Origin of the sequence: Arcanobacterium pinnipediorum, from assembly GCF_023973165.1 — a bacterium.
In the GTDB taxonomy this organism is placed as follows: domain Bacteria; phylum Actinomycetota; class Actinomycetes; order Actinomycetales; family Actinomycetaceae; genus Arcanobacterium; species Arcanobacterium pinnipediorum.
In genome coordinates this window covers 85,378-107,704 of sequence record NZ_CP099547.1, presented here as the reverse complement: position 1 = coordinate 107,704, position 22,327 = coordinate 85,378, and the positions used below count along the sequence as shown (strand labels likewise).

The window sequence follows — 22,327 nt, the reverse complement described above, 5'->3', positions numbered from 1 at the left end:
GTGTCTGGCGTACCGTGGCGAAACGGCGAGCACCGCTGAAACTACCCGCGCAGTGACCCGACGAATAGCATTGCGATAAATGCCGCTATGCCGGCACTTGCCCACCACTGCACGGCGGCCCAGGTTGGATTGCGTTCGAGTGGACCGCGGCGAACCGGTAGTATTTCTGCTTTGTTGGGCAGTAGCCGTGGGCGCTGCTTGAGCTTTTCAATGAGCTCTTGTTGTTCTTCGGTGACTTTCCCTTCAACAAGCTCACCGAGTTCAGGATCGGTTTGGAACAGTGGTAGCAACGTACCCACAGGTGGATCAACAACTTCCCCACCCCGAGTTCGCATCGTCACCATCGAACTAAATGGCTTGCCACCATCTACTGGTAGTGCAACAACCGGTACCAGTATTCCGCGCGAACCACCAGATCGCACTTCACGTACATATTCACTCTCGTTGGTTCCAATAACCCGCGCAACGACCGCACGTTGTGGCACAGCTTCTGGCTGCCAGACATACCAGCAACCGAACAAGATAGCACCAAGGGCAGCGGCCGGCAATAATGTATAGGCCATTCGAGCCAACGGGACTTGATCTATAAACAAGAACATTCCTACAACTGAGCCAACCAAAAACCCCAGCATCACTGCTGCACTCACACGCCGAGCATGGTCAATAGGCCGCGAAGCCGGCAACGCCGCGCGGTTCATTCGCAAAATAATATCGGTTCCAGACATACAGTAATTATAACGACTACCTCCGACACATTTTCCATGCACACTAACCCAATCACAAACGCAGCTTCGCCTAGTTCAGCGTCATCGAGAATCTACTCGAAAATAAATTTTCTACTAACTTTTCGAGTAGAACCTCTATTTTTCGTTGCTATATCAACACATTAAAATCTACTCGAAACCTACTCGAAAATTTTCGAGTAGTGCTAGACTTAAAGCATCGCTCCGCGAACAATAGATTCCGTGTTACAACTCGCGCTTCCAGAGCGCACTACCGCTATCTGTAATCAAAAAGAAGACCAGTGGTTTGATAGAAAATCCATTCGTATTGAACCGAAAAAACTCGCACAAACTTTAGTAGCATTCGCAAATGCAGAAGGCGGCGTAGCACTCGTCGGAATTAATTCTGGAAATATCGAAAGTGTCGAGGACTTTCCGGAAAAATCATCACTACTCCGTCGAACTTTAACGGCAGAATACTTGCAGATGCCCTTCCCTGCTACTGTTACCGAGTGCGAGGTCCTCGATCAACAAGAAAACGTAAAACATATCCTAGTTTTCACCGTTTCTCCAGGACAAAACCTATGCCGTACCGCTAATGGCGATGTCTATGTACGTAAAGGGGATTCGAGTATCAAACAAACTCCTCCAGAAGTTCAAGAACTGGAGTACACTCGTGGAAGCGTTGTTTTTGAGGCTCAGCCTTGCCCGCTAAACCTATCAGAACTCAGCTCCAAGTTTGTTAATGATTTTGTAAAAAAAGTAGGAGCCACTCGCGGTGTAGAGCATCTACTCAAATCACGTGGCCTACTCTCACACGACGGTCAAGTCACTAATGCGGCATGTCTGCTGTTTTCTAATAACCCATCCGAATCGATTCCAGGTAGCGAGATACGGGTCGTTCGATACCAAGGAAAAGAACGACTTACCGGTAATCGACAAAACATTATTTTTGATAAACGGACTGAACTTCCCATTCCTCAAGCAATAGATCAGGCAATAGAGTGGGTAGAGGCTAATATCCCACATCGCAAGTCGTTAAATGCGAATAATAGATTCTCGTATATACCACTCGCGCCAAAAGCTGCCTGGGTAGAAGGCATTGTCAACGCTGCGATCCATCGATCCTATAGTTACACTGGAGACCATATACGAATAGAAATCTTTGATGATCGGATCGAGATTACCAACCCTGGTAGCTTCCAGTACGCAACTGAGCGTTTCCCCAATCCTCTCTCAACAACTCGCTATGCTCGAAATCCTAGAATTGCCCGAACCTGCACTGATCTTGGTTATTCACAAGAGCTCGGCGAGGGAATTAAACGAATTTTTCAAGAAATGCAGACGTATGGTTTAACGGATCCGGTCTACGAACAACCACCTATGCACGTCAAACTTACTTTACCTTTCATTGCAAAAATTTCGGCTACTGAAAGTGGAAACCTACCCAAACATGCAGATCGAGTTTTAATGGCCCTTCGTAAACTCGGCGGAGCTGGTGGAACAACAGATATCGCAACAACTGCTGGGATTGCTAATCCAACTGCACGGAAAATACTTCAATCTTTACAGAAGCAAGGCCTTGTTTCATGGAATGGAAAATCTCCTAACGATCCTCGCGCCTTTTGGCAACTCGAGGGGTACTAAAATAAACCTTTCCCAATATAGTAGACCCTACTCAAAAATAAATTTTCTACTAACTTTTCGAGTAGAACCTCTATTTTTCGTTGCTATATCAACACATTAAAATCTACTCGAAACCTACTCGAAAATTTTCGAGTAGGTTTCGAGTAGCTCTACTTCATTCTCCTGGGGCGCTACTATAGAGGGGTGGATATTGATAAGGCGCGCGCACTGGCCCAAGAGCTCATGGTGTTTCATGGGCTGACTGAGTGGTCCTTCGGTTTTGATCGCGCGAAACAGCGTGCCGGAGCAGCGCATTTTGACCGCCAGCAGATCACGTTGTCGCGAGCGCTGACCGAAGCCTCCACCGACGACGCCGTACGCGACACTATTCTTCACGAAATCGCGCATGTGCTTGTTGGTCCTGGTCATGGCCACGATCGGCTTTGGCACGAAACATGTGTGCGGATCGGTGGTTCTGGGCACGTGCGACTACGCGATGCGCCGCATATTCCAGGCGCCTGGGTGGGCGTGTGCCCGGCAGGGCATCGCGTGGAACGTTTTCGCCGTCCTAGCCGGCCAATGAGTTGCACACGATGCCATCCACGAGAATTTTCTGCCGACCACCAGTTTGTGTGGCGACGGCGCGAACACTAACTCCTGCTTGTTATTGTGGCAGTTAACTATTGCGACGAGCAACTATTACGCCGGCTAACTATTGCGGCAGTTAACTATCGCGACGAGCAACTATTACGCCGGCTAACTATTACTGCACGTGCGCATTGGCTACGAACTGCACAATCCCGCGAGCGCCAGTTTCTACCATCGCCAAAGTATCGTAGAAGCCGGATTCGTCTCCATACCAGGGGTCGAGAACATCGAGTTCGCCATTCGAGGTGTAAAAGTCTGAGCCGCGCCCGGCTTTGACTTTTTCTTTCCCTTCCAGCGCTCCGCCTGGGCCGAAGACTCCGGTTGGACTCGGCGCAACAGTTCCATCAAATTCACGCCATAAGTGGATCCGAGAAATGTGTTCTTCGCCCAGTCCAGCACTAAGCATCATCCGGCGTAACGAGCGCGCATGCCCGGTGGTCATAGCGAGGATAAGATCAGCGTGTGCGAGTTCGACGTCACTAGCTTGGTGCGCCTGGTGATCGCGTGGTAGGCGGTAGCCGCGTTCGCGCAAGACTCGCGCTGCCCGAGAATCGATAGGGTGCCCGCTTTCTTCGCTAGAGACTCCGGCGGAGGTAACATGTGCCTCGATCCCGGCCTCATCGAGTTGAGATTGCAAGACGATGGCTCCCATGGGAGATCGGCAAATATTGCCGGTACAGACCACCAAGATCTTCATCTTTTGCCTTTCTTCCAGCTTCGAGCGGTTAACTATCATTTCGTTGAGCGCCAGCCAGACCCAGGCCCAGACCCAGACCCAGCCAGACCCGGCCAGACCCAGACCCAGCCAGACCCAGCCAGACCAAGCCAGACCCAGGCCCAGACCCAGGCCCAAACCTAGACTAGAAGTCCCAATCGTCGTCTTCTGTTGCTTCGGCAGTACCGATCACATAGGAAGAACCAGACCCGGAGAAGAAGTCATGGTTTTCGTCAGCATTCGGGGACAGTGCCGCTAAAATAGCTGGATTAACAGCTGTTTGATCGGCTGGGAAGAGTGCTTCATAGCCCAAGTTCATCAATGCTTTATTGGCGTTGTAGCGCAAGAACATTTTCACGTCTTCGCTCAAGCCCATCTCGTCGTAGAGCGACTCGGTGTAACCTTCTTCGTTTTCGTATAAATCTTCAAGCAAACAGTAGGTGTAGTCCATGAGCTCGGCTTGGCGTTCGGGCGAGGATTTCTTCACTGCTTGTTGATACTTGTATCCGATGTAGTATCCGTGAACGGCTTCGTCGCGAATAATGAGGCGGATAAGGTCTGCGGTGTTGGTGAGCTTGGCGCGTGAGCTCCAGTACATCGGAGCATAGAAACCGGAGTAGAAAAGGAAAGATTCGAGCATGGTGGATGCGACTTTGCGCTTTTCTGGATCATCTCCGCGGTAATAGTCGAGAACGATCTTTGCCTTCTTTTGCAGATAAGGGTTTTCTTCAGACCACCGGAATGTTTCTTCAATTTCTTGCGATGAAATAAGGGTTGAGAAAATCGAGGAGTAGGATTTTGCGTGGACCGATTCCATGAACGCAATATTGGTGTAAACCGCTTCTTCGTGTGGCGTTACCGCATCGGGGATCAGCGAGATAGCACCGACAGTTCCTTGGATTGTGTCTAACAAGGTCAGGCCGGTAAAGACGCGCGTGGTCATCAGTTGCTCGTGTGGTTTGAGCGTATTCCATGACTGGATATCGTTCGAAAGCGGTATTTTCTCAGGCAACCAAAAATTCCCGGTGAGACGATCCCAGACTTCTTGGTCTTTTTCGTCGATGATCTTATTCCAGTTGATGGCTTGTACTGAATCAATGAGTTTGATCTTTTCGCTCATGTGTTCCTCCCGAAACTTCCATTACCTAATCTTCTCATGCCCTGTGCCTACTTCCAATACGTTTCGCCGACGTTTAGGATGTGAATTATGACGACGACGCACTCTCCAGCAGATTTCCCTGTTCCTGCCCGTACTTCTTCGCGAATCGGCGGCCTTGACTTGGCTCGCGGCCTAGCGATCTTGGGCATGTTTTGGGCGCACATGATTTTTATTGCCGACGGCGATACCCCGCTGGGGTTGTTTGCCCGAATCCCGCATGGTCGTTCCGCTATTCTCTTCGCGTTACTAGCTGGGGTTTCGGTTGCGTTGATGACTGGCCGGCAAAATCCTTATGCTGGTTCACGCATGTTAGAAGCACGCATGCGCATCGTTGGCAGAGCGGTTGTTTTGTTTCTGCTCGCCGGCGCATTGTCTATGTTGGGTACACCAGTTATTCTTATCCTTGGTTTTTATGGATTTTGGCTTATTTTAGTTTTGCCGTTCACTCAGCTGCGAGTTCGCACGTTGGTATGGCTGGCCGGGGTTGGAGCTTTCCTTGGCCCGCTCTTGATTATCGCGACTAAATCTGCGTTTGCGGCTTTGGGTTTACTCGATCCGGGCGATCCGAATTCTATTATTTATGACGTTTTCGTTTCCGGGACTTATCCGGGATTACAGTACTTTGTTTTTGTTGTAGCTGGTTTGGCGATTGGTCGAAGCAACATATCCAATGTCATGTTCCAGGTGCGTCTACTTGCTGGGGGCCTCGTGTTGGCAATTGGCGGCTACGGGTTGGCATATCTGGCTACTGACGGGAAAAATACCTGGCCCTATAACTTCCCCTGGGATCCGTTTATCACAGCAATAAATCAAAATATTTCTGCTGATACCAGCATTGAAACTCTGGGCTGGATATTTCCAACATTTGAGGAATTTGCCACTGCCGAAGCACACAGTGGTTCTGTTTTGGAAACACTCGGTTCTGGCGGTTTCGCGATAGCTATCTTGGGCGGGTGTTTATTGATCGGAGCAGCCGCGCGCCATGTTCTCTACCCGTTAGCTGCCCTGGGCTCTATGCCGCTCACCGCTTACTGTGGGCATATCGTCGCACTGTATTTCTTCCCTGATTGGGTAGGCTCGCCTGAACTTGGTCCGGGTGTAACAGTAGTTGTGGTCTCACTGGTAGTAGCTTCGGTATGGAAAGTGTTTTTCCGCCGCGGGCCGTTGGAATGGCTCGCATGGCAAGGTGGGTTGTTGTTCAGTAGAACTGAACAACAACCCACCGGCGCCGAGTCTTAAAAAGATGAGTATGTCGGTTCGTTGCTTCTATTCGCTAGAGCATACACGAAACACAGCCCTCAACCTCTGTTCCTTCTAGGGCAGCTTGACGAATCCGCATGTAGTACAGCGATTTTATACCTTTTCGCCAAGCGTAGATGTAGGACTTGTTCACGTCTCGAGTAGTAACAGTATCGGGATAGAACAGTGTTAGCGATAGCCCTTGATCAACATGTTGGGTCGCTTCGGCATAGGTATCAATAATTGCTTGCGGGCCAATTTCGTATGCGTCTTGATAATATTCAAGGTTGTCGTTGGAAAGGTAGGCTGCCGGGTAGTACACGCGACCGATTTTACCTTCTTTACGAATCTCGATCTTAGATACGATCGGGTGGATCGACGACGTCGAATGGTTGATATACGAAATAGACCCGGTTGGTGGTACGGCTTGCAGGTTCTGGTTATACATTCCATATTGGGCGACGTCGTCGCGCAATTGTTCCCAATCGGCAATCGTGGGGATGTGAATATCGGCAAAGAGTTCGCGCACTCGCTCAGTTTTAGGTGCCCATTCGCGTTCAATATACTTCGTGAAATATGAGCCATCTGCGTATGCTGATCGTTCGAAGCCTTCAAACTTCTGCCCACGTTCGCGGGCGATCTTCATCGAGGAGCGGATGGCGTGATAGGCCACCGTATAGAAATACATGTTGGTGAAATCGAGCGCAATATCTGAGCCATAGAAAATCTTTTCCCGGCCGAGGTATCCGTGGAGGTTCATCTGGCCGAGACCGATTGCGTGTGACATATCGTTGCCGCGCTCGATGGAGGGAACCGAAGCGATGCTGGTTCGATCTGATACTGCGGTCAAGGCACGGATCGCGGTTTCAACCGAGCGGCCAAAATCTGGTGAATCCATTGTTTTCGCGATATTCAACGAGCCAAGATTGCAGGAAATATCCTTACCCACATGTGCATAGGATAGATCCGCATTCAGTGTTGAGGCCTCGGAGACTTGGAGGATTTCGGAACACAGGTTAGACATTGAGATACGGCCGTCGATCGGATTGGCCTTATTAACGGTGTCTTCGTAGACAATGTACGGGTAGCCGGATTCGAACTGGATCTCGGCGAGGGTTTGGAAGAAGTGCCGGGCGTTGATCTTCGACTTGCGGATCCGCTTGTCGTTAACCATCTCTTCATATTTTTCGGTCACTGAGATTTCGGTGAACGGCACACCGTAAACACGTTCGACGTCGTAGGGCGAAAACAGGTACATGTCTGCGTTTTGTTTGGCGAGTTCGAACGTAATATCGGGGATGACGACGCCGAGGGAGAGCGTTTTGATTCGGATCTTTTCGTCAGCGTTTTCGCGTTTGGTATCAAGGAAACGCATGATGTCTGGATGGTGGGCGTGCAAATAGACCGCGCCTGCTCCTTGGCGCGCACCGAGCTGGTTAGCATACGAGAAGGCATCTTCGAGGAGTTTCATTACTGGGTTCACTCCAGAAGACTGGTTTTCGATACGTTTGATCGGAGCACCGAGTTCACGCAAGTTCGATAGGTTCAACGCAACTCCACCGCCACGTTTAGATAACTGCAGGGCGGAGTTGATGCCACGGGAAATAGATTCCATGTTGTCTTCGATGCGGAGTAAGAAGCAGGAGACGAGTTCGCCGCGTGCTTTCTTACCTGCGTTGAGGAAGGTCGGGGTTGCTGGCTGGAAGCGTCCTGAGATGATCTCATCAACAATGTGTTGCGCTAGTTCTTTATCGCCACTCGCCAACGTGAGTGCTACCATAACGACGCGATCTTCGAATCGTTCTAAGTATCGGGTACCATCGAAGGTCTTTAACGTATATGACGTGTAGTATTTGAACGCGCCGAGGAAGGTTGGGAAGCGGAATTTGTAGGCATAGGCGCGCTTGTAGAGATCCTTGACGAACTGCGGATCGTAGGGCTCGAAAATTTCTGCCTCATAGTATCCTTCCTCGATAAGGTAATCGAGTTTTTCCTCTAGGGAATGGAAGAACACCGTGTTGCGGTTAACGTGCTGAAGGAAGTATTGCCGAGTGGCTTGACGATCGGCGTCGAACTGGATGTTGCCTTCAGCATCGTAGAGGTTGAGCTGGGCGTTCAACGCGTGATAATCGAGGTTTTCGCCGATGAGTTCTTCACCGGTATCGGTCATAAGTCGTTCCACCATTGTGTTAGTCCTTCACGCAGTTTGTGCACATCGCTGGGCGTGCCTAATAATTCAAATCTATACATGTGGGGCACGTGGAGCTTGGCGGAAATAATATCTCCGGCTAGTCCGTATGCTTCCCCGAAATTGGTGTTTCCGCCAGAAACCACTCCGCGGATGTGTGATCTGTTTTGTTCGTTGTTTAAGAACTTGATCACTTGTTTGGGCACTGCGCCACGCTCGTTACCTCCGCCGTAGGTTGGAACTATCAGAACGTAATCTTCGGTGACTAAGAGTGGTTCTTGGCTCGGCAAGAGCGGGATCCGATCTGCTCTGAATCCGAGCTTTTCGATAAACCTTTTCGTGTTTTCCGTTGCTGAGGAAAAATAGACAAGGTAGACCATGGGGTGTCCCGCGTGGTGTTTTAGGCGCGCATAGCTACCGGAGCTGCAGCGCCGGCAAGGCGCTTAATCAGATCGGGGCGGTAGCCGGACCAGTGATCACCGTCTGCGAACACGACCGGGGCTTGCTGGTAGCCGAGAGCTTTGACTGTTTCGAGGGCTTGGGGATCTTGGGTGAGATCGACTTCGGAGAATGAAAGTCCATGCTTTAACAGTGCGCGCTTGGTGGCTGTACATTGGACACACGCAGGCTTGGTGTAGAGAATGATGGACATTTTTTCTCCTTGCTCATCAGTTTTACCGGTTCGGAAGATAACACTACACCTAGTGATGAAAAAATTCTCCACCACTAGATACCGTGTCTCAAAATAATTTGAGACAATTCCCTCTCCCGCTTTCTAAGGGTTGAAATTCCGCCAACATCGCGAAAATTTTCTCCCCCGCGCTATTCACAGCACTTGACAAACCTCTTGACTCTGGCCATCACGAGCAGTGCGTCACAGACCTCACGAGCAGGGCATCACACTGAAGGAGGTAGCCATCGAGGAAAACTCAGATCGCGCTATGTTCCATGGATGAGCATTGCGCTTCGTGGATGAGTTGTAGGTTTCGGACATGGCGAGATAAATAAGGAAAGCGAGCCGTTCGGCCTGCCCATCGTCGCAATCATGTGAAACAATAGAAAAATAAACTTATGAGTCGGAGGAAGAGTTAATGCCTAAAATGAACGTCGAGTCGTTCAATCTGGACCATCGTTTTGTTGACGCGCCCTACGTGCGGATTGCCGATGTTAAGCATCTGCCGCACGGCGATACCTTAACTAAGTACGATGTGCGATTCACCCAACCTAACCAGGCACACCTGCAGATGCCTGCAATACACTCCATCGAGCATTCTTTTGCTGAGTATGTACGCAACCATGCCGACGACGTCGTCGACTTCTCTCCGATGGGTTGCCAAACCGGGTTCTATCTTATCCGCGCCCACGAACCTGATCTGGGCGCAACTCTTGACCTCATCGAACTGACGTTCCGCGATATCCTCAATGCCAGCAGCGTTCCGGCCGCGAACGAGATCCAATGCGGCTGGGGAGCCAATCATAGTTTGAGTGCCGCCCAGCAAGCTGTTAGCGCGATGCTTGAGCAGCGTGCGTCGTGGGAGAACGTTGCGAGATGAAGAATATCGATGCCCTCATTATCGCGGCGATGAAGGAAGAAATGGCCCCATTTCTCGATCTCATCGAATCGTGCCATCCTAAACCTATTGATTCGCCTGTAGGAACCGCATATCAAGCCTCGAAAGGCTCCATGCGGATGGTTCTTTTAGTCACCGGCATAGGCATGAGCGCTTGTTCTGCGGCGCTTGGCTGGGCACTGGCGCATTTCACACCCAAGGTTATCGTGTCAATCGGTTCTGCCGGTGGTTTAGCTCGAGATTCTCGGGTGGGTCAAATAGTTGTTGGCAGCAACTACATTCACGGTGGTGCAGACGGCACCGCCTTCGGCTACGTGCGCGGCCAGGTTCCTGGCCAGCCCGAAACTTTTTCTGGCGATCCTCTTATGCTTGAGGCTGTAGCGAACCTCATCGAGTCAGGAGAAGAATCTGTGCCGATCCGTGTTGGGCAGATGCTTTCCTCGGATGCGTTTATCACCGAACGCAATGTTCGCGATACCCGCCAGGCTTTCCCTTCGGGTCTATCTGCAGACATGGAGTCGCATGCGGCCGCCCAAACGGCACACGCATGGGGGATTCCGTTCATCTCTATCCGTGGAATATCTGATCTGTGTGGTGATCCTGACGATCAGAGCGTCTCTTTCCACACCGAGCTAGCCGAGGTCGCCACCCGCGCTGCGCGAGTTGCCTGCCACGCACTTCAAAACAGCGGCTATATTTCACTCACGCGTTGCACCACGCAACGTTTTTCGCCACCGACGCTTACTAGCGCCTTGTATTTCATGTTGGCGCGGCGCTACGAGCTCGCCGCAGGCAACCCTGAGATTCTTAACGACGCCAACATGGCGGTTGTCCACCAGGAAATCGATAGTTTTGCGCCCGACGTCGTTGAAAAACTCGTCGGAGAAATAGCTGCTGGGAAGGCTTTTGCGCAACAAGAACCCAACTCGGCACTGACGGCTAAAGACTACGATCGCCTGCGCGCAGAGTTTCTGGCTTCGCTTCCCGATGATTCTCAGACGGAAACCTTCACGTGGCCGCCCACGTCGCAAACAATCATTAAACGTTTTGATGGGTATTGGAACGAGGCTTTGACCTCCATCGGGCTCGTCCCTCGTCAGGGCCGTAGTCGCGGTGGCGTAAAGTACTCCGAAAGTGACTATCAGGCAGCGATAACCCAATATCTGCAATACGCACAAGAGAATGATTCCCCGCCATCTTTTGCCGGTTATTCTATGTTCACGAAATTAGATTCCGTGAAGGGTTCAGTGCCTTCTGGTGCTGCGATCCGCCAGCATTTTGGTTCTTGGACTAACGCACTTCGTTCCGCTAAGTAGCGTTCAGTCAGCTTCGTTTAACATGAAACGGACTTGCGAGCTATTTGCTGGTAAGTCCGTTTCATATTAGGCGGTAGGAGAACTAAGTTAGCGCATGCACCTTATTGCACGCCGTGCACCGGCTCAACACTAGCCACTTAGCGCATGCATAGTAGCGCACGTTACTGCACGTTAGCGCACACCGATATTGTCGAAAATAAATGCGAGCTGGGCAGCGCGTTCTTCCCATTTCTTGTAGCGGCCAGAACCACCACCGTGGCCAGCAACCATTTCGGTGTGTTGTAAGATCGGACGCTCTATCTCATCATTGGTAACCGTATCGCGCAGAGCTTGGATCCACTTCGTTGGCTCAATGTAGCTTACGCGCACATCGTTGAGTGAGGTGGAGGCCAAAATCGCTGGGTACTGGACGGGAGCGATATTTTCGTATGGAGTATAGGACTTCATATACTGGTAGACTTCTGCGCTCTCGATAGGGTTACCCCATTCTTCCCATTCGCCAACAGTCAATGGGAGTTCTGGTTTCAAGATGGTGTTGAGCGCATCGACGAATGGAACAATAGCATGAACCACCCGGAAGGCATCTGGAGCTAGGTTGGTCACTGCACCCATCAATAGCCCACCTGCAGATCCGCCTTCGGCAGCCAACCGCTGACGATCTACTAGCCCACTCTCAGCCATCCAGCGCGCGCAGGCCACAAAATCAGTAAACGTATTGCGTTTGGTGAGCATCTTGCCGTTGTCATACCATGCTCTACCCATTTCACCGCCACCACGAATATGTGCGATTGCGTAAACTACACCGCGCTCTAATGCAGAAAGAATCGTGGGACTAAACCAGGGATCGTTAGAAATTTCGTATGAGCCGTATCCGTAGATAATGCCTGGGTTGGTTCCGTCTTTGTTCAGATCGGCACGGTGGACAATCGTCATCGGAATACGCACCCCATCTTGGGCTGTTACCCAGTGGCGATATTGGGTGAATTGGGTGGCATCATAGTTGGGAACTTCGGTTCGTTTAACTGTTATTACTTCACCGGTATCCACACTCCATCGCTGGAAGGTATCCGGAGTGAGCACAGATTCAATAACAAAGCCAACCTCGCGTGCATCCCAGACTTCGTTGCCGTAAAAGTTTAAGGTTGCTAGTTCTTCTGTTGGGATGACGACGCTGTTCGCCCAGTTTTCTGGTACGGCGCCCCCACTCTTATTATCTTGTTCGGTGCCAGTAACACTAGCTGATTTATCGCTTTCACTTTGCGCCGATTCAATTCGAGTAAAGGCTCGCATCTGCATCGCCCCGCCCTCACGCATAAGCAGCACTGCGAAATCTTTAAACGCTACAACCTCAGTTAATCGCTGCCCTGGCTGTGCACTGTAGAGCATGTGCCACGTTTCGGGCTGGCTAGAACCAACAGGTGCAAGAGCTAAATCAAAATCTTCGTTCTCTCGATTGTGAATAATCAGTAGGCAATCGCCAGCCGGCTCAACCGTGTAGTGGAGCCCGGCACGGCGTGGGGATACGATAAAGTTGCGGTGCGGATCGTCGGTTGCAAACAGCCGCACTTCTGCGGTGAGCTTGGATTCGGATTGGACTACGAGCCAGCTACCATCTCGAGAAACATCGATGCCTACCCAAAACAGCTCATCGTTTTCTTCAAAAAGTAAGACATCTTCTGCGGCGCTTTGGCCCACATGGTGCATCCAGACTTGGTAAGAACGCCACGCATCATCGTTGCGGACGTAGTAGACGCGAGTAGCATCTGGGGACCATACGAATCCGTATCCAATTCCTATCAGCGTCTCATCGATTGTTTCATCGGCATCGATCTGAGAAATTCGCACATCGAATAATTCATCACCTGCGTTATCTATTCCAAGTGCCAGGAGTTTACCATCTGGAGATACTGAAGAGATTCCGATGCTGAAAAAGTCTTTGCCGGCAGCTAAAACGTTAGCATCATATAAAAGCTCCGCCTCACCCGCATAGACATCGGGAATATCGGCCGCATCGCTACCAGTGCCTAGTGCGCTACACCGATAGGCAGCCGGATAGGATTTCCCTTCAAAGGTACGACTCCAATACCAATAGTCACCTTCACGCACCGGCACCGAAACGTCGTCTTCCTTGGTGTGACCCGCAAATTCACTGACCAGTTGGGTGCGTAGCGATGCTAGGTGTGCTGTGCGCAGTTCAGTCCATACGTTTTCTGCCTCAATATGGGCTAAAACTGCTGGTTCGGAATCTTGCCGGATCCACTCGTAATTATCGACCACATCATCGCCGTGGAAGGAGCGTGTGATTGGTTTCTTCGCCAAGCGTGGTGCGTGCGTGAGTTCTGTATTCATAAGGTGACCTTAACATCATACTCCGACATATTTTGCTGCCGGATACTAACATCTTTCTGTTTACGTCATTATCACTGCGTAGCACTCTTAACGAGCCAATGCCGTGCAGTTGTTCTTCTTACTTGTGGAGAGCTGTTTGTTCTACTGCGAGCCGATCAGCGAGATCGTTGCCCGGATCTCCGTTGTGCCCGCGAACCCATTCGATATCAGTTCTACCAGTTCGAGCTTCATAGAGATTGAGTATTTCTTCGATGAGTTCTCGGTTCAGCACTGGCTTACCATCGGCTTTGCGCCAGCCGCGGTTACGCCATCCGGCAGCCCATTTCGTCATCGAATCGATGACGTATTTCGAATCGACGCGCAACAAGAGATCAACATCTGGCCCGGCATAACGCAATGCGTGCAGCATTGCGGTTAGCTCCATAATATTGTTTGTTGTTTGGCCAGAACCACCAGAGACTGCGTAGCCCGAGGTTTGATCGACGAACGCCCAGCCACCTGGCCCCGGATTTCCAGAACATGCACCGTCGGTTGCGATCACTAACGTGTGGGATGACGACGGCGATCCTACTGGGTGGCCGATTTTCGTTTCGTGAGCGTCGGGAGGCAGGGTGAAGCCTTCTTGCCTTTTCGGTTTTGTGTTAGATTCGTAGATCTGTTGTTCGTCGTCGTTCAATAGTTGTTCGTCAATTTCGGCAAAGTCAGAAAATAACGAAGGCTGGTGTGAAAAAGTCATGAGACTAGCTTATCTCACATGACCTTCGCGATGAACATGGGTATCCTTAGATGTAGCGAGAAAGGTCTACCATGCTTAAACTATCGGATTACCGTCACGAGATTCATCTTGATGAGCCATTTCCAGAACCAAAAGATGATATCCGTTCTGACTACGATTTACTCATGACCGCACTTGGCGGCATTAACGAAAAGCACTATACCGGCACGTCCTCGCTGGCACACCTATCAACGGATGAGGGGTTGTTGCGGTGGTTGCAAGCCGAACTTGCGGTTCGTGAACCAACACCTCTTGATCCTATTTCCTCACGAGCTATCAACACTTTGCTCTATCGGCAAGTTGGCCATCATGGTCGGGTTGAGGCTGCTAATTTGCGCCGCGTATCAGATATGATCCCGGATTGCGATTATGGGCCTGCACCACATACTGTGTTGTATCGGGGTGATATGCGCCAACTGGTTGTGGATGCGATCGTTAATGCTGCGGTTCCTGATCTCAACGGATGCCCGATTCCGCTGCATGACTGCCTGGATTCAACGCTACATGAACAAGCTGGTCCGTGGATGCGTAACGATACCAACACTGTTCGCCGGCTCAACGGAGATAAGGGGCTGGAGCCAGCTGATGCGATCATCACTCGCGGATACCGCTTGCCTGCTAAGTACGTTATCCACACAACCGGCCCGGAGTTGAAGAATGGCAAGGTGACGCAAAAAGATCGCGCCACATTATTTAAGGCGTACTGGAATTGTATGGAGCTTGCCCGGGTTAAGGGTGATATTCGTTCGATCGCATTCCCAGGACTATCTACCGGCAACGGCGGTTTCCCGCTTGAGGAAGCCACACGGATCGCGTTGGATGCGGTTGAGCATTGGACCTACCAGCACGATCAGTCTTTAGACCTCATCGTCTTTTCTTTACGAACTGATGCAGATGCTGAAAAGGTCTTGAAACAACTTGAGCATTGGGTTGAAAGCGAAAACCGCACCCCAAGCCATGTTCACGCATAGGGCATGGCATGGATCCCGAAACCCTGTTCCGCTTCGTTGACGTTATCGGAGTTATCGCTAACGCCCTGATCGGCTCGGCGTTGGCTCGAATCCTTGGATACGACCTCATTGGGTTTCTCGTCTTAGGTACGGGGACGGCTCTGGGCGGCGGAATCACCCGCGATGTCATGCTCGGGGTGGGTTTCCCGGTTGCACTGACTGACCCGTGGTATCTGGGTGGTGCTTTTGCCGCCTCGATTTTGTCTTACCTGTTTCCGTTCGAGGGGAAATGGTCTCGGCGGATGCTCTCGCTGGCAGACGTCCTTGCTCTGGGATGCTGGTCGGCAACCGGGGCGTCGAAGGGTTTGAGTGCCGGTCTGGACTGGGTGCCCTCTATTTTCCTTGGAGTTATCACCGCAACCATGGGCGGGGTTTTGCGCGACGTGATGGTGAACCGTATTCCCGCAATTTTCGGCGGCAGCCCGCTCTATGCCACTTTTTCTGTTCTCGCAGCAACTCAAATGGTGATCTTCCAATACAACGGCATGTATCAGATAGGCATGGGATCGGCGATCCTCATGTGCGCCGTGTTCGGGATGATGGCTCGCCGGTTTAATTGGCAGTTACCGCGAACCGCCTACGATCTGCGCCGCTATTCCGAACGGTTACGGCGGTTACGTATTCGGCCGCGCCACATGCTCGATGATTCTATTGCTCAGCAAACTTCAACTGAACCAACTATCGCTACCGAAGCTAGCACCAAGGGTGTTGCTCAGGCTGGTCGCGAGTTCCGCCATAAACTTCGGCATAAGAATCCCGATGAGCCGGGAACTATTCCGCGCAATCTACGCGACGAGAGTTAATTCGGTTTAACTCTCGGTTGAATCGTGGTTGCTAGGAAGAGGTTACGCTACTGGTTCGCTAGAGTCGATTGTTTCTTCGCGATTGGCTGCTTTTAGTTTGCGAAGTTTATAGATCGAGTGAATGATGATGGCTAGTGCGACGATGAAGAAGATTGTGTAAAAGACTGCGAACCACGGGAATCGTGGCAGGGAAGAGTCTTGGGAGGCTTCTTCGATGTTCTCGATTGGGGTTGGTGTGATGCGTTCGCCGGTAACGAGGATACGATGGGAGTTAATTCCGAGTGGCGTACAGGTCACAAGAGTTGCGAGGTCGCGATCGGGGTCTGCTTTGATTTGTTCGCTATCTTCTGGGGCAACGACTTTGACGTCTATAACGCGGTAGACGAGAACTTCGTCGAAGATGTTGAGGGTGAATTCGTCACCTAGCTCAACTCGATCAAGATTGGTGAACATTGTTGCGGAGGCGAGTCCGCGGTGTGCTGTAATCACTGAGCGGGTTCCTACGCCACCTACGGGGAAGGATGTGCCTTGGAGGTGACCGGCACCTTTAAGTAGGGTACTTTCATCGGTTCCGTGGTAGATTGGAATATCGACGTCGGCAGAGGGAACAAGTATTCGTCCCATGATGCCGGAATTTTGGATGTTTAAGATATCGAAGTAGTCTGCGAGCCCGAGGGAGGATTCGGTTTGTTTGATATCACCGAGTGGAATATTGGTATTGGGTGCCAATCGGGCACCTGATGTTAATGCGTCGTTGTAGCGGCGTGCTTGTGCGATTTGTTCGTGCGCTGCTGGTTCTACGTGTTTGACTTGTTCATGGACGAGGCCGATGAGTTTCGACTGATAATACTGGTTAGTCCATGACGCCGCAGTGGGATAGAGAAGTACCGCAAATCCGATAATTGCGAGAATACTGGAGATGATTCTGCCGAGGTAAACACGACGCATGGTTTATGTCCTTTGAAATATGCTTGACGTATCAAGCCTCCAAGAAGTACATATGCACATCTTGGAGGCTTGATAGTAAAGGAACCATTAATAGCTAATGGCTACTTTTTTCAGATGTTTGCCTTACGACGGCGGGTAACAAATGCGGTACCTACCGAGATGGACAAGATTGCGAGACCGGCGAAGATCAAGAGAACCTTGCCAGCAGCACCAGTCAATGGTAGTTCTGGAACATCGCCTGGCTGGTATGGAATGTTCTCGATCGTGGTATCAGGATCGTTCTTACCGGAAGTAGCCGTGACAGTAATCTTGGTCACTGTAGTAGACAACTTGTAACCAGCAGGTGCCTGGGTTTCTTTCACCCAGTATTCCTTGGTTGCGTTAGCAGCCGAGCCACGGTACAAGCTTGAGAAGTTAACGATACCGGACTTGTCAGAAGTTGCAGTTTCAATAGCGTTTTGACCAGCGTTGGCGTCTGCTTCGGTGGCGTATACTGCGAACTGAGCATCCTTAAGTGGGAGCTTATCACCAATGGAAGAGGTCTTCTTGATCTTGAAAGAACCGAAGTATGCCTTTGGCTTCTCGTCATCAAGTGGCGGAGGAGTAACCGTGTCTGGACCGTCGCCATCATTGTAGGTCAACTGGAACAAGTTGTTAGGAACAATGTTATCTGTAGGAGCGCTCTCAACGGTGGTGTAGAAGGTGATAACGATGTTCTTACCCTTAGCAGCGTTCAAATCAGCCAATGCTTTTGCAAAGTTGAAAGTCAGAACTTGACCTTGGGCGCCGCCGGTAACATCGTACTTAGCAGCAGGAAGAACCGTGCCATCAATGGTAATTACTGGCTGGTTAGTAGCTGAGTGCTTAACTGCTGCGTCGAGTTGATCAGTAACTTCGAACTTGGTGAAGTCCTTGGTGATCTGAGGAACTGGAACGGTGAGTTCCCACTTAATATCGGAACCGACATTGGTGGTTGGAGTTGTTGACGAAACAATCTTCGAAGGCTTGTTCGTGATTTCATTCTTCGGGTAAACGTGAACGTCGTAGATCCAGCCCTTTGCAGACTTGGCGAAGTTGTCAGTCGTTGCCGGGAATGGAACGGTTACGATGAATGGAGCAACCTTCTTGGTGACATTAGCAGGTGCTTCGGTTTCTTCAACGAGGTATGCGCCAACTTCGAGACCTGTAAACTTTGCGGTACCGTCAGCAACTGTTTTCATTGTTGTAGCGGTAACTCCAGCCACGTCAGCGTTAGCTGGTGTGAGTGTCTTGAGCTTGGCCCAACCTTCATTGGTGGTGAGATCAACATTGTTAATCTTCTTTACTGAGAAGGTTACGTCAGCAAGTGGCTTAGCGCCAGCTGGTGCTGCAAGTTCAGTACCATCTTTTGGATAGGTAGCTGCATCCCATACTGGTGCTTCATACTTGTGGATGGTCAAGCTTCGAGGCTGAGCATCATCAATATTGCCTAATGCTGCCGGATTATTTGCGCCAGGATCGGGAGCTGCGTTAGCTGCTCCTCCAATCAATGCGAACGGTGCGACGAGTGCTAAAGCGAGGGATACGATTGCTCCCCGGCGCTTCACTCCGTTATTTTTCTTCACATGAACTCCTAAATAAATTCGGTGTGTATCTAATGGTTATCGTTGGTTTTAGTTTGTTTTTGTACGTCTATACCCAAACACCAACATGACGGTTGCGGCTACAATGAGCACGCCATATCCCCCGAAGAGGAATAGATCTCTTCCTAGACCGCCAGTCAGTGGAAGAGTCGGACCGACGAATCTTTCGTTTTGAATCTTGTATTCAAACCGAAAATCTTGAGTGGTAACAGTAAATTCTTTTATCCGTTGCGCATCTACTGGCAGCGTATATCCCACAGGTGAGCGTGTTTCGGTCAAGCGGTACTGACCTAACGGTAGCTTCTCAACCTTTAGATAACCGGCACGGTTATCACGGTCGATAGTGTTCGCGCCAGTAGTTGCCGACACGTCGTCAACTATTGTGAGATATGGTTGCCAGCTGTTACCAGCAAACTTTTCTAAACTCCACTCTGAACCAGCCAAGTGGCTAGTGACATCGCTGGAGTCGACTTTTTCGATGGTCAAAATTCCAGGTGTATTAGGAAGATTGACGATATCGGGAGCCGTATAGACGCCGTTAACAACAGTGTCTTTATCGACTAAGTATTTCTTATCTGCAACAGGCAGATATCCTTCTGGAGCACGAGTTTCAACCAGCCAATATTGACCTGCAGTTAAGTTAGTCCACGAAGTATTACCTTGAGCATTCGTCGCCTTCTTTTCGATTAAGGCGCCCCGAGTGCCGTTATTATCCCGGTAGAGTCCGAACTCGACATTATTTCCCGCGATATTACCATTATCGGTCTGCAACACCTTATGAATCTTGAACTCATAGGTAGGCTTAGGTTTAGCTGTGTTAACGAAGGTACACGTCAACACACCGGTAATAGCATCGGTAAGTTCGTATTCGTTTGTCGTTCCGGCCTTCGGGTTATGTGTCTTGCCAGCTTCATCGCGACACGTAAGAGTGGTCGTGTAATTCTCTTTTACTGCACCTTGGGTAAACCGTTCAGTTAGCGTCAAAACGGAACCAACTGGTGCTTTTTGTTCCGCGATAACTTCACGAGGACCTGTTGTTGTACCAGTAGTGGCGCCAGTAAACTCTTCACCCGTACTCAAAGCCGCACTAAATTCAAACTGATCCGCAGGTGAATATCGTTCACCGCTGATGTCTTTGTCCACCTTGAACGACACTCTTGGCAGAGGAATAGGGCAGCCAGTCATGTCTGTAACACCCTTATTCGAGCTTCCAGCGTCAATCTGCCACATATTTACCGGAGTATAATTATCGTTATCGAATAGTGCGTCCGCATCAACAAAGTTTTGGGAATCAGCGGTTTTGGGATCGAATTGATAGAATCGAGTATAGGTATTTTTAGTTTCGTAGTTAACTATTTCCGTACCGTATACACTCACTACTACCTTGCCGGTCGACGAAACGCTCAAGCCTCCCATAGTGAACTTTTTGAACGCCGTGGTGTCTTTGAATGTTACGTTTGAAAAAACGGGATCACTCGTTATTTCTCGAGGAGTTGTGCCGAGCCTATTCTTCAGTGAGTGGTCAAAAATCCTGTTACCGGAGCTATACCAGTTACTTCTAGCGGGATTCCACGTTGCTACTGGATTATCAATGCTAGAACGAATATCTGATGCGGCTAGACGGGTTAGACTCACCTCGTAAGTACCAGGCTGACCAAAGAGTGAAATTGTTTGGGATACGGTCGCAATATAGAGATCACCGTTTTCACCTACAACATAATCACCAGTAACATTATCGTGGCTTGCAGATATCTTGGTGTGACCTAGATATACGATGGTACCGTCTGGCTTCCGGGCGAATGTTTTAAACTCAGAGGTATTGTCCTTTTTATTCCTTATCCCAGTTGTTCCACCGAACACATAGGTCCCATCGGGATAGAGGACTCCAGCAAGAAAATTCGTATCAGCCTTAGAAAAGGTGTTAGTTTTGTCGGCATTCCCGTATCTTGGCGAAAAAGTTGGTTTGATCGGAGATGAATTAATGCCATGTGATCCCTGCGGAACACGATCCTTATAAATGGTTTCGCCATCCCAAGTTTGCGTGCCCCACGAGTTTTCAACTCGCCCATTTCTGGTATGGACATACCACTGCTTCGGCCCGGTTTCATACTCATATATAACGACGCCTTCATCGTAGGCACCATTCGCATTGGCGCTCTCGTTGCTCTTCTGGCTAAGCGCAAAGATTCTTTCGCCACTTACTGCCAAGCCATCGAAGTAGGCGTCATCACCTCCTGGGAATTCCGGGCGATAATTTACTCCCGAAGGCGAAGGGATTCCACCATCGTTATTATTGCTCCACTTGAACGTTCCGAACGGAATATCCATGGTCTGAACAACTTTCGAGGTTTTTGATACTGGATCGTATTTAATGTAACGCACCGCGCCTCGGGAGCCGAGCGTGAAGAAATCACCATCGTTACAGACATGAGCTGCGTTGAGAAGCGGATCATCAACAGCTGCACGCACAGCTAATAGCGGTTCTGACCCGAAGAAATCTTCGTCATCAACCACATTCAGTTCTGGCGATTCAGCATCAGCTTGCTCGGGTTCATCTGAACTCGCATCGCTTCCAACTTCGGCAGGTGGAGTTGCCTCGGCTTCTTGTGCCGTTGGCGCCTCATTCGTAGCCACAGCATCGACCGGAGCCGAAGATTCATTGCCAGTTTCCAGCTTATCGGTTACCTCTACGGTACTGGCAATCTCTGGATTCTCGCTACCATCAGACTCTGCCTGAGCTAGATTCTGAACACCAGCAATTGGGATCAGTGCTAAAACAAGAGTACAGACGAGCACACTTGCGCTCATCCGACCACTTCTTCTTCTACTCTGCACGCGCATTCCTTCCAATCCCTGAGTGTTTCACATATTAAAGATTCGAGATGGACAACCAGAAAATACGCTCTGAAACATAACAAGCTACACTGCGGCAGTACGCCGCACCGTAGACATCGTTGTTTTTTAGAATCACAAACCTAGTTGACAATCATTGCTGGACGAAAATTTCCGTTAGCAATTTTTAATTCTGTTGCCAGTTTACGGTAAAAAAAATTTCTCTGTATTTCGCCCCCCCCCCCGGCTTTTCGAAATATTTGCCTTTTCGTAAAGTTTGTTATATAAGTCTTTTACATTTTACGAGAGTTGAGGCAGTACGTAACTTTCGGCGAAAATACTGACTTTTGCCTTATTCTATAAAGTTCAACTATCTCTGCCCGGCTCAAATTTCGACCTCTGGAACACATATTTTTCTAGAAAAATCCGTTAGTGAGCTTTTACATATGGCAATTTTTCCTCAAGAAAAAGTCAGGCAACGAGCGAAATCATGCTATAAACCACCACAATACGCTGAAATACCAGCAAAAAGTACATATCTGGGAGTAAGTAGAATATATCGGGCAAGATCTGCGACTGGGTTCAACAACCACACACAAGATCTATAACATACGGTGCTCGAGGGGGGAGTTGAACCCCCACGCCCTTGCGGGCACACGGACCTGAACCGTGCGCGTCTGCCTATTCCGCCACTCGAGCAAATATTCCATCAGGAACTACGTCAGGATACACGCGATTCTTCCCGCAATGCAAGTCCAAACACCTGATATAGCGAGCGTTTACGCTACGCATCGGCTCACCAAA

The 22,327-nt window shown here is 50.0% G+C and carries 18 protein-coding genes and 1 tRNA gene; 7 read left to right on the top strand and 12 right to left on the bottom strand.

Annotation, left to right across the window (positions count from 1 at the left end):
• Window positions 1–41: 41 nt before the first annotated feature.
• Window positions 42–725, bottom strand: coding sequence for a hypothetical protein (locus tag NG665_RS00450; RefSeq protein ID WP_252673372.1), 684 nt, complete (start codon window positions 723–725; stop codon window positions 42–44).
• 240 nt (window positions 726–965) lie between these two features.
• On the opposite strand from NG665_RS00450, the gene NG665_RS00445 reads away from it, so the two are divergent.
• Together NG665_RS00445 and NG665_RS00440 are read left to right on the top strand one after the other, a co-directional pair.
• Entirely contained in the window at window positions 966–2,369 is a 1,404-nt protein-coding gene (locus tag NG665_RS00445) for an ATP-binding protein (protein WP_252673371.1), read from the top strand.
• A gap of 183 nt (window positions 2,370–2,552) precedes the next feature.
• Entirely contained in the window at window positions 2,553–3,002 is a 450-nt protein-coding gene (locus NG665_RS00440; RefSeq protein ID WP_252673370.1) for a SprT-like domain-containing protein, read from the top strand.
• A 109-nt stretch (window positions 3,003–3,111) separates the two neighbouring features.
• Here NG665_RS00440 and NG665_RS00435 read toward each other — a convergent pair whose 3' ends face one another.
• Together NG665_RS00435 and nrdF are read right to left on the bottom strand one after the other, a co-directional pair.
• Complete coding sequence (locus tag NG665_RS00435) at window positions 3,112–3,693, bottom strand: low molecular weight protein-tyrosine-phosphatase (RefSeq protein ID WP_252673369.1); 582 nt, start codon at window positions 3,691–3,693, stop codon at window positions 3,112–3,114.
• 163 nt (window positions 3,694–3,856) lie between these two features.
• Window positions 3,857–4,831 (bottom strand): class 1b ribonucleoside-diphosphate reductase subunit beta, encoded by a 975-nt coding sequence (gene nrdF / locus NG665_RS00430; protein ID WP_252673368.1) that lies wholly within the window; start codon window positions 4,829–4,831, stop codon window positions 3,857–3,859.
• Between the two features lie 87 nt (window positions 4,832–4,918).
• Between nrdF and NG665_RS00425 the strand changes: the two genes are divergently transcribed.
• Window positions 4,919–6,109: a DUF418 domain-containing protein gene (locus tag NG665_RS00425; RefSeq protein ID WP_252673367.1), complete on the top strand. Its 1,191-nt coding sequence runs from the start codon at window positions 4,919–4,921 to the stop codon at window positions 6,107–6,109.
• A 34-nt stretch (window positions 6,110–6,143) separates the two neighbouring features.
• On the opposite strand, the gene nrdE is transcribed toward NG665_RS00425, so the two are convergent.
• Genes nrdE through nrdH form a run of 3 tightly spaced genes read right to left on the bottom strand, consistent with a single transcriptional unit; the run spans window position 6,144 to window position 8,949 of the window.
• A complete protein-coding gene (nrdE, locus tag NG665_RS00420) occupies window positions 6,144–8,294 on the bottom strand; it encodes a class 1b ribonucleoside-diphosphate reductase subunit alpha (protein WP_252673366.1) in 2,151 nt (716 codons plus the stop codon).
• Window positions 8,276–8,677 carry a class Ib ribonucleoside-diphosphate reductase assembly flavoprotein NrdI gene (nrdI, locus tag NG665_RS00415; RefSeq protein ID WP_252673365.1) on the bottom strand — a complete coding sequence of 134 codons (402 nt, stop codon included), beginning with the start codon at window positions 8,675–8,677 and terminating at the stop codon, window positions 8,276–8,278. Before nrdI ends, nrdE begins: the two co-directional genes overlap by 19 nt.
• Window positions 8,678–8,697: 20 nt before the next feature.
• Window positions 8,698–8,949 (bottom strand): glutaredoxin-like protein NrdH, encoded by a 252-nt coding sequence (gene nrdH / locus NG665_RS00410; RefSeq protein ID WP_252673364.1) that lies wholly within the window; start codon window positions 8,947–8,949, stop codon window positions 8,698–8,700.
• Window positions 8,950–9,388: 439 nt separating this feature from the next.
• Between nrdH and NG665_RS00405 the strand changes: the two genes are divergently transcribed.
• A complete protein-coding gene (locus NG665_RS00405) occupies window positions 9,389–9,850 on the top strand; it encodes an S-ribosylhomocysteine lyase (protein ID WP_252673363.1) in 462 nt (153 codons plus the stop codon).
• On the top strand, window positions 9,847–11,184 hold the full coding sequence (gene mtnN, locus NG665_RS00400; protein ID WP_252673362.1) for a 5'-methylthioadenosine/S-adenosylhomocysteine nucleosidase: 1,338 nt from the start codon (window positions 9,847–9,849) through the stop codon (window positions 11,182–11,184). The genes NG665_RS00405 and mtnN overlap by 4 nt, the downstream gene beginning before the upstream one ends.
• Before the next feature lie 171 nt (window positions 11,185–11,355).
• Here mtnN and NG665_RS00395 read toward each other — a convergent pair whose 3' ends face one another.
• Window positions 11,356–13,533 (bottom strand): S9 family peptidase, encoded by a 2,178-nt coding sequence (locus NG665_RS00395; protein ID WP_252673361.1) that lies wholly within the window; start codon window positions 13,531–13,533, stop codon window positions 11,356–11,358.
• Between the two features lie 118 nt (window positions 13,534–13,651).
• A complete protein-coding gene (locus tag NG665_RS00390) occupies window positions 13,652–14,269 on the bottom strand; it encodes a ribonuclease H family protein (RefSeq protein ID WP_252673360.1) in 618 nt (205 codons plus the stop codon).
• Between the two features lie 71 nt (window positions 14,270–14,340).
• Between NG665_RS00390 and NG665_RS00385 the strand changes: the two genes are divergently transcribed.
• Both NG665_RS00385 and NG665_RS00380 read left to right on the top strand, forming a co-directional pair.
• Window positions 14,341–15,279 (top strand): macro domain-containing protein, encoded by a 939-nt coding sequence (locus tag NG665_RS00385; protein WP_252673359.1) that lies wholly within the window; start codon window positions 14,341–14,343, stop codon window positions 15,277–15,279.
• Between the two features lie 8 nt (window positions 15,280–15,287).
• A complete protein-coding gene (locus NG665_RS00380; protein ID WP_252673358.1) occupies window positions 15,288–16,121 on the top strand; it encodes a trimeric intracellular cation channel family protein in 834 nt (277 codons plus the stop codon).
• Between the two features lie 42 nt (window positions 16,122–16,163).
• On the opposite strand, the gene NG665_RS00375 is transcribed toward NG665_RS00380, so the two are convergent.
• The 4 genes from NG665_RS00375 to NG665_RS00360 all read right to left on the bottom strand — a co-directional run bounded on the left by NG665_RS00375 (window position 16,164) and on the right by NG665_RS00360 (window position 22,222).
• Entirely contained in the window at window positions 16,164–17,069 is a 906-nt protein-coding gene (locus tag NG665_RS00375) for a class C sortase (protein WP_252673357.1), read from the bottom strand.
• A 110-nt stretch (window positions 17,070–17,179) separates the two neighbouring features.
• Window positions 17,180–18,673 carry a SpaH/EbpB family LPXTG-anchored major pilin gene (locus NG665_RS00370; protein WP_252673356.1) on the bottom strand — a complete coding sequence of 498 codons (1,494 nt, stop codon included), beginning with the start codon at window positions 18,671–18,673 and terminating at the stop codon, window positions 17,180–17,182.
• Between the two features lie 48 nt (window positions 18,674–18,721).
• Window positions 18,722–21,499, bottom strand: a complete 2,778-nt coding sequence (locus tag NG665_RS00365) for an MSCRAMM family protein (protein ID WP_252673355.1) — start codon at window positions 21,497–21,499, stop codon at window positions 18,722–18,724.
• Between the two features lie 639 nt (window positions 21,500–22,138).
• Window positions 22,139–22,222: transfer RNA gene (locus NG665_RS00360), tRNA-Leu, on the bottom strand.
• Window positions 22,223–22,327: the final 105 nt, after the last annotated feature.

Coding starts and splice junctions, on each gene's coding strand:
- NG665_RS00450 (WP_252673372.1), bottom strand. CDS start 725: ATGTCTGGAACCGATATTATTTTGCGAATGAACCGCGCGGCGTTGCCG.
- NG665_RS00435 (WP_252673369.1), bottom strand. CDS start 3,693: ATGAAGATCTTGGTGGTCTGTACCGGCAATATTTGCCGATCTCCCATG.
- nrdF (WP_252673368.1), bottom strand. CDS start 4,831: ATGAGCGAAAAGATCAAACTCATTGATTCAGTACAAGCCATCAACTGG.
- NG665_RS00425 (WP_252673367.1), top strand. CDS start 4,919: ATGACGACGACGCACTCTCCAGCAGATTTCCCTGTTCCTGCCCGTACT.
- nrdE (WP_252673366.1), bottom strand. CDS start 8,294: ATGGTGGAACGACTTATGACCGATACCGGTGAAGAACTCATCGGCGAA.
- nrdI (WP_252673365.1), bottom strand. CDS start 8,677: ATGGTCTACCTTGTCTATTTTTCCTCAGCAACGGAAAACACGAAAAGG.
- nrdH (WP_252673364.1), bottom strand. CDS start 8,949: ATGTCCATCATTCTCTACACCAAGCCTGCGTGTGTCCAATGTACAGCC.
- NG665_RS00405 (WP_252673363.1), top strand. CDS start 9,389: ATGCCTAAAATGAACGTCGAGTCGTTCAATCTGGACCATCGTTTTGTT.
- mtnN (WP_252673362.1), top strand. CDS start 9,847: ATGAAGAATATCGATGCCCTCATTATCGCGGCGATGAAGGAAGAAATG.
- NG665_RS00395 (WP_252673361.1), bottom strand. CDS start 13,533: ATGAATACAGAACTCACGCACGCACCACGCTTGGCGAAGAAACCAATC.
- NG665_RS00390 (WP_252673360.1), bottom strand. CDS start 14,269: ATGACTTTTTCACACCAGCCTTCGTTATTTTCTGACTTTGCCGAAATT.
- NG665_RS00385 (WP_252673359.1), top strand. CDS start 14,341: ATGCTTAAACTATCGGATTACCGTCACGAGATTCATCTTGATGAGCCA.
- NG665_RS00380 (WP_252673358.1), top strand. CDS start 15,288: ATGGATCCCGAAACCCTGTTCCGCTTCGTTGACGTTATCGGAGTTATC.
- NG665_RS00375 (WP_252673357.1), bottom strand. CDS start 17,069: ATGCGTCGTGTTTACCTCGGCAGAATCATCTCCAGTATTCTCGCAATT.
- NG665_RS00365 (WP_252673355.1), bottom strand. CDS start 21,499: ATGAGCGCAAGTGTGCTCGTCTGTACTCTTGTTTTAGCACTGATCCCA.